Raw genomic sequence first — 6,807 nt, forward strand, 5'->3', positions numbered from 1 at the left:
CAATCACCTCCGTGCTACCCAACGTTTCTAAATTCAAAACTACAATACTGTAATTTGTGAGATTCCAGCTCATCAGGAACATAACATCAAGTAAACGCCTTCTATATGTCAGCCTCTCATTTCCACCAAAACTAATCCATATAAATCAACACTTTCGTATTTCAACACTCAGACCATAATAAGCTTTACAATCTTCACATAATAATATCCAAACTTACTATCGTAAAAGATTTCATTTGAGAGTATAGGCAAATGTATAAATTTTAATTTTACCAATACAAATTTAAATTATACATTGTTCAATATGTTTGCATATTTTAACCAATACATCTTATGTCACAACATAGACAAATGCCACACAGCATATCATAAGACTCAATAATAAAGAATAATAGTGTATCGCAAAACATTTTCATTAATCGATAAAAAGCCTATACATAGTTTATTTCAAAAAATTTACGAATTAACAAACCATAGTGTCATTTCATAAATTTAAATCAAAAGACAAAAGCTTCACAAGCCCATTTTCATAGTTAACAAAGTTTCAATTAACAAATTGAGAATTATCTAATGTTGAGCATTAAAAGATTTCGGGCTGAACACCGTTTAAACAGTATTTAATCACCATTTAAACGGTATTCAGCCCGATTTGGTATATCAAAAAGAATGTGTATTATCTCTTCTTCATTTTCTGCATCATACCGGCCATCTTGCTGCCAGTCACCATCTTCATCATCTTGCGAGTCTGGTCAAACTGCTTCAGAAGGCGGTTCACTTCCTGAATATTTGTACCACTACCCTTTGCTATACGCATACGGCGAGAACCGTTAAGGATTTCAGGATGAGTACGTTCTTCAGGAGTCATAGAATAAATGATAGCCTCAATGCTTTTGAAGGCATTATCGTCAATATCAATATCCTTGATAGCCTTACCTACACCCGGAATCATAGAGGCAAGTTCCTTAATGTTACCCATCTTCTTGATTTGGTTTATCTGAGTAAGGAAGTCATTGAAATCGAACTGATTCTTCTGGATTTTCTTCTGAAGGCGTTTGGCTTCTTCTTCGTCGTACTGCTCCTGTGCGCGTTCTACAAGTGAAACGATATCACCCATACCGAGAATACGGTCTGCCATACGTGCCGGGTGGAACAAATCGATTGCATCAAGTTTTTCACCTGTACCTACAAACTTGATAGGCTTGTTCACAACAGTACGGATAGAAAGTGCGGCACCACCACGAGTATCACCATCCAACTTGGTAAGAACTACACCGTTAAAGTCAAGACGTTCATTGAATTCGCGTGCAGTGTTTACGGCATCCTGACCTGTCATTGAGTCTACTACGAACAGTGTTTCATCCGGATTGATGGCCTTCTTGATAGCTTCAATCTCGTTCATCATTTGTTCATCGATTGCCAGACGACCTGCCGTATCGACAATTACCAGATCATAACCTTTTGCCTTTGCTTCATGTATGGCATTCAAGGCAATCTGTACAGGATCCTTACTGTCAAGTTCTGAATAAACAGGAACTTCTATCTGCTGTCCAAGCACCTTAAGCTGCTCAATAGCCGCAGGACGGTAAACGTCGCAGGCTACCAACAAAGGCTTACGGTTTTTCTTGGTTTTCAGCATACGTGCCAACTTTCCAGAGAAAGTAGTCTTACCGGAACCCTGGAGACCTGACATAAGTATCACTGCAGGACGTCCCTTAAGTTCCAACTCGGCAGTTTCGCCACCCATCAGTTTGGTAAGTTCGTCATGAACTATCTTAACCATTAACTGACTAGGCTTAACAGCTGTAAGCACATTCTGTCCCAAGGCTTTTTCCTTTACTGTGTCTGTAAAGTTCTTTGCAACCTTATAGTTCACGTCGGCATCAAGCAAGGCGCGACGTACATCTTTCAGAGTCTCGGCAACATTGATTTCGGTGATTTTACCCTCACCTTTCAATATCTTAAACGACCTCTCAAGTCTTTCACTTAAATTATCGAACATATATTATTTGGATTTTCTTAATTTCTTATATTTCAACGGGGTGCAAAAATACATAAAAAAATATAATCCTCAAATCTTTTTATTCTGCCATTTAGCTTTTTTCAAGTATATAATACTGAAAAACAGCATTAACGAATAATACACCATCTCAGTAGTAAAACAAATCTCCACCGGCTGGCGTAAAACCATCCCTACTATTACTACATAAAAAGCATAAAAAATCAATACTCCTGTCTCTAATACTAAAGCCGCCTGTGTGTTGCCAGTACCGGAAATTCCATTAAAATAAATATTGGCAAGCGAAGCAATCATCATCGCACCACAAACCACATAAAGCGCAGGTATTGAGTCCGATATCAGAGTCGGATCACCACTATAAACCGATAGTATTGTATCTGGAAACAACATTGTCAGAATAACACAAGCCACCATTATAAGAAAAGATACACAAGCTATGCGATGAAGCAAAGCTACAACTTTCTCTGTTCCTCCTGCACCAATCAGATTACTAACCAATGTATTAGCCGTAGTGGCAAGTGCCTGAACGGGAATAAGAAGAACAATATAGACACTCCTAACTATATTAGCTATAGCCAACTCCCTCTGTCCCAAACGTTCAAGAGCCATAAAAAATACAAACCATATAGCCATAGAAAGGAAATACTGAATCATCGTAAACGACGATATGCTCAGGATTTTACCAACCATGCCAAAATCAACACTGAACGAACGCCTGAAACCGTATTTTCTAAGATCAATCCTGAAATATGTATAAATAAGGAAGAACACAAGTGATGAAGCCTCGGCTATAACAGATGCAAGGGCTGCTCCCCTAACGCCCATCTGTGGTAGTCCAAGCTCGCCAAACACCAGACCATAGTCTAGTACCACATTTACAAGTGCCATTACTATAGAACTGAGTGTCAACACTTTTGTATTGGTAATTCCTATATAAAATGCACGGAACATTACATTGAGAAAGGCAAAAAGAAATCCCCATATACGCCACGTAAAGAACTGATATGTGGCTTCGTATATAGTATCAGATGTTATAAGCATACGTATGAAAGGATCAGCAAATACATACATCGCTACGGCCAGCACAACAGCCATAAGGAAACTGAACATACTGCCCTGCATCATTACAGGACCTACATCACGATAGTTTCCTTCACCATTACGACGCGCTATAAGTATCTGTGAACCTATACTGAATCCGAACGCTACTGTATAGACACATATATATAGAAGCCCTCCCATTGCAGCAGCCCCAAGAGCCACTTCGCCCACATGTCCGAGGAAAGCTGTATCTGTAACATTGATTATATTCTGGGCAAGCAACCCAAGAAGTATAGGATAAGTAACGCGCCAGATATCTTTATTGGAATACATAGTCATACACAGTTTTATTCTATCTTTTATAAATATGCAGCAAAGATACAAAAAGAACACCAATAAACATAGGTTAATAAATATTGTGTAGTAATAAGATTAAATATCAGAAACTTACGTGTATTATAATTATATTATATATTTGTATTATTAATCAAAAAAACAGCAGCGTATATGAAAGCACTAAATATTTTTACCATTCTTATTCTGATTTCCATTTTATCAACACTGGTAAGTTGTAACAATAAAGAAGATGGCAGAATAATAACCGGATATAAAGAGTACACTATAACAGTGGCATCACAAAAAGTAATAGGACTTTTATCATCCTGTGGCAATAATTATGTATCTGACGTATATGCTGTAATGAAAGAACATTCTGCAGAATGGGAGCAGATAGGCTATATTGATGGATTTGATTACGAGACCGGATATGAATACACATTGCACATAAGCGAGACCAGTTATCTAGACCATAGCATGGGCGAACCTGCATGGACAGAATACGAACTTATGGAGTTGATTTCAAAAGAAGAAAAGAAGTCGGAAGACATTCCAAACAATTTTATACCCGAATGGTTCTACACGGAGTATTGTGAAAACATTGATTCCAGTTTCAAATATTTTATTGATGCGGAGGATAAGTCAGTTATAGAAGAAGATGTAAACTCGAATCCTATAGTTACCTTCAGCGGTCTTTATTGCTATATAGAAAATGATTGGACAAGATGGTTTCTTATAAATGACAATAAAGAAATTGCCATGTTCGGTTTCATAAAAAAAGAAAATAAAGAACTGACCAATATATCAGAATCATATAAAAGCCTAATACCTGAAGGAGCTGTACAAGGATTGATGGAATGGACCTTCATTATAGGGAACAATCCCGAAAACGAAGAAAATGCAATAAAATATGATGTGTTTATCTGTAGTCCTTCAAAAAGCAAATCCGCAGGCCCCACATCAGTTCCGTGGTTCTACAAAGATTTTACTCAGTATTATCAGGAAAAATATCCTGAAGCCGGTGTCAAGGCCGTTGCTGTACGTTATAACATAAAATAGTTCCAAAACATGAAAAAAAGAAACTATAAAGACCAAAGATATGAAAACCATGAAACTTCACTCATTCATTATAGCACTTTTGTGTGCTGTTTCCTTAGCATCCTGCAACAAGGAAGATATATATCCTACTTTTTCTTTTGATGCTAACGGTGAATGTTATATGCCTGATGTCACCAATATTTCAACAGAAGAATTTGAATCGTCAGTCGTAGGATATGGTTGGAAACACGTTATTACACATGAAATAGGCAGTGATGGAAAATGTTCTACCAAAGACTATTATGAAGATTTAATAGGAGGAGGACCAAGCCAGTATTATTTCGAGTCATCTGAATCATTAAAAGAATACATGTATGTAGATGCTTTTCCGGCTCATGGATATCATACATATGCCTATGATTATGAAGAAGGTAACAGAGTCAGCAAAAACGGCTACTTGGTCATGCGTATTGTATCTTTAAAAGGAGACATTATGAAAGTCATTGATAATCTTGGCATTCGTGCAGATGGAGTGAAAATTTACGGTTACTCCACCTACAAACGTATGAGCAGCAAGGAATTGACAGAAGTACAGAACGCTTACCCTACTGATTTATCAAATATAAAAAGCCTGACTACATCTATTAACGACGAAGTAAATATCATATCCGGTAATGAATTTGAATTTGACGTTCTTTCTTACAACGATTTATATTCCGTAAAAGCTATAAACGAAGAATCATGCGAAATAACATGCGACGGCGACCACGTCAAAATAAAATTGCTTACAAACGGAGCCTACATAACTGTATCAGACAGATTCAGACATTTTGAATTCAGTCTTTTCTCAACGGACGAAGAAATGGAACCCAAGGGAACAGACATCTACTATTTGAGCTACAGCGAAGTGGTATTCAACAAGAACATGGAATTCACGGAACCATCCGAAAACAGGCCACTAAGCTATGAAAACTCAAGCATAGAAACTACCACCCGTGATGGATATTCCGGAAGTATTATAAGTCATTATAACCGTTCGTACATGCTCGTTGTCGATACCGACAAGAAAGCAAGACTCATACATTTACAGAACGGCAGACTCTATCTGAAAGAACTTCTACCGGAAGAGACTTTACTGTCATTAGTAGAGAAAGGAAACGGAAGTTCTATTTCATATAAACTTGAATTGACTACTGCCGACAGAAGAGTTTTCCAGGTTTTTCCGTTCAAGGTTACCTATAAAGAATAGCGCATAATATTTTCCCTGACATTTTATTCTGAAAGATGAAAAGATATTATTAAGTTTGTAATTATAATTTTTCCATACATTACTAGTAGTACATTAATTTAAAAAATGAGTAAAATCGACAACATAAACCAATTTAATGAACTCACTAATGCTGTTCAATCCATAAAGAAGGTAATATTAAGGAGTCAACAAAGAGCTTTAAAACTGATTAATCAGGAACAATTGGCTTTATATTATGGAATTGGGAGATTTATATCCGTAAATACAAGAAACAAGAATTGGGGAAAAGGATTTATAGAAGAAATCAGTGAACAGCTTAGAAAAGAGTTGCCCGGACTAAGAGGATTTTCAGCACCTAGTTTACGAAAAATGCGTACTTTCTATGAGGAATGGAAAATTCTTTCTGATAATTCGTTCGTTGAAACGAACAATTTGACATTGGAAGAACAGAATTCGTTCGTTGAAACGAATGATTTACCTGCACTTCAATTTAAAATTGACGCTGATTTCCCTATTGCAGATTTTATGAACATAGGTTTTACACATCATTATGTAATTGTCAGTAAAGTTAAAGATTTAGAACAACGTAAATTCTATATCAAATTAGCAGCTGAAACAAAAGCAAAAGTTGATGATTTAGAACGCATGATAGATGAAAATCTGTATAGCCATAAAGGAATTTTAGCAAATAATTTTAAGAAAAATATTCCTGATAAGCTTCAAGCCTATCGTGCAATCAGTATGTTCAAAGATGAATACTTACTTGATTTTATTAATGTAGAAGAACTTTTTATCCGAGAAAATGACAGGGATGAACGAATAATAGAGCAAAGTATTGTACAGAATGTAAAAGAATTTATTATGACATTTGGAAAAGACTTTGCTTTTATTGGAAATCAATATCATTTAGAAAAATTTGGTATAGAAGAATTCCCTGATTTACTTTTTTTTCAACAGAGAGCTGGCAGCTCTTGTATGCGTGGAATTAAAAGATGGTCCGTTTAGACCAAGTTATCTCGGACAATTAGCCGCTTATCTGCGTATTCTCGATGATGAGGTTCGTAAACCCAATGAAAACCTACCATAGGAATTATCCTTTGTAAAAGTGCTAATAAAAATTTTGTAA

General features: G+C 36.3%; 6 protein-coding genes. 4 read left to right on the top strand and 2 right to left on the bottom strand.

Annotated elements, in window-relative coordinates:
• Positions 1-673: 673 nt before the first annotated feature.
• Positions 674-1,999: a signal recognition particle protein gene (gene ffh / locus I6E11_RS11630; protein ID WP_235338171.1), complete on the bottom strand. Its 1,326-nt coding sequence runs from the start codon at positions 1,997-1,999 to the stop codon at positions 674-676.
• A gap of 69 nt (positions 2,000-2,068) precedes the next feature.
• Positions 2,069-3,391, bottom strand: a complete 1,323-nt coding sequence (locus tag I6E11_RS11635) for an MATE family efflux transporter (RefSeq protein WP_235338172.1) — start codon at positions 3,389-3,391, stop codon at positions 2,069-2,071.
• Between the two features lie 174 nt (positions 3,392-3,565).
• Between I6E11_RS11635 and I6E11_RS11640 the strand changes: the two genes are divergently transcribed.
• The 4 genes from I6E11_RS11640 to I6E11_RS15070 all read left to right on the top strand — a co-directional run bounded on the left by I6E11_RS11640 (position 3,566) and on the right by I6E11_RS15070 (position 6,768).
• Positions 3,566-4,453, top strand: a complete 888-nt coding sequence (locus I6E11_RS11640) for a DUF4377 domain-containing protein (RefSeq protein WP_235338173.1) — start codon at positions 3,566-3,568, stop codon at positions 4,451-4,453.
• Between the two features lie 40 nt (positions 4,454-4,493).
• Entirely contained in the window at positions 4,494-5,681 is a 1,188-nt protein-coding gene (locus I6E11_RS11645) for a hypothetical protein (protein WP_235338174.1), read from the top strand.
• A 105-nt stretch (positions 5,682-5,786) separates the two neighbouring features.
• A complete protein-coding gene (locus I6E11_RS11650; RefSeq protein WP_262911705.1) occupies positions 5,787-6,686 on the top strand; it encodes a PDDEXK nuclease domain-containing protein in 900 nt (299 codons plus the stop codon).
• The gene (locus tag I6E11_RS15070; protein WP_317221520.1) at positions 6,661-6,768 is read left to right on the top strand and encodes a hypothetical protein; all 108 of its coding nucleotides are present in this window, start codon (positions 6,661-6,663) and stop codon (positions 6,766-6,768) included. The genes I6E11_RS11650 and I6E11_RS15070 overlap by 26 nt, the downstream gene beginning before the upstream one ends.
• Positions 6,769-6,807: the final 39 nt, after the last annotated feature.

Source organism: Bacteroides caecigallinarum, assembly GCF_021531075.1.
In the GTDB taxonomy this organism is placed as follows: Bacteria; Bacteroidota; Bacteroidia; order Bacteroidales; family Bacteroidaceae; genus Phocaeicola; species Phocaeicola caecigallinarum_B.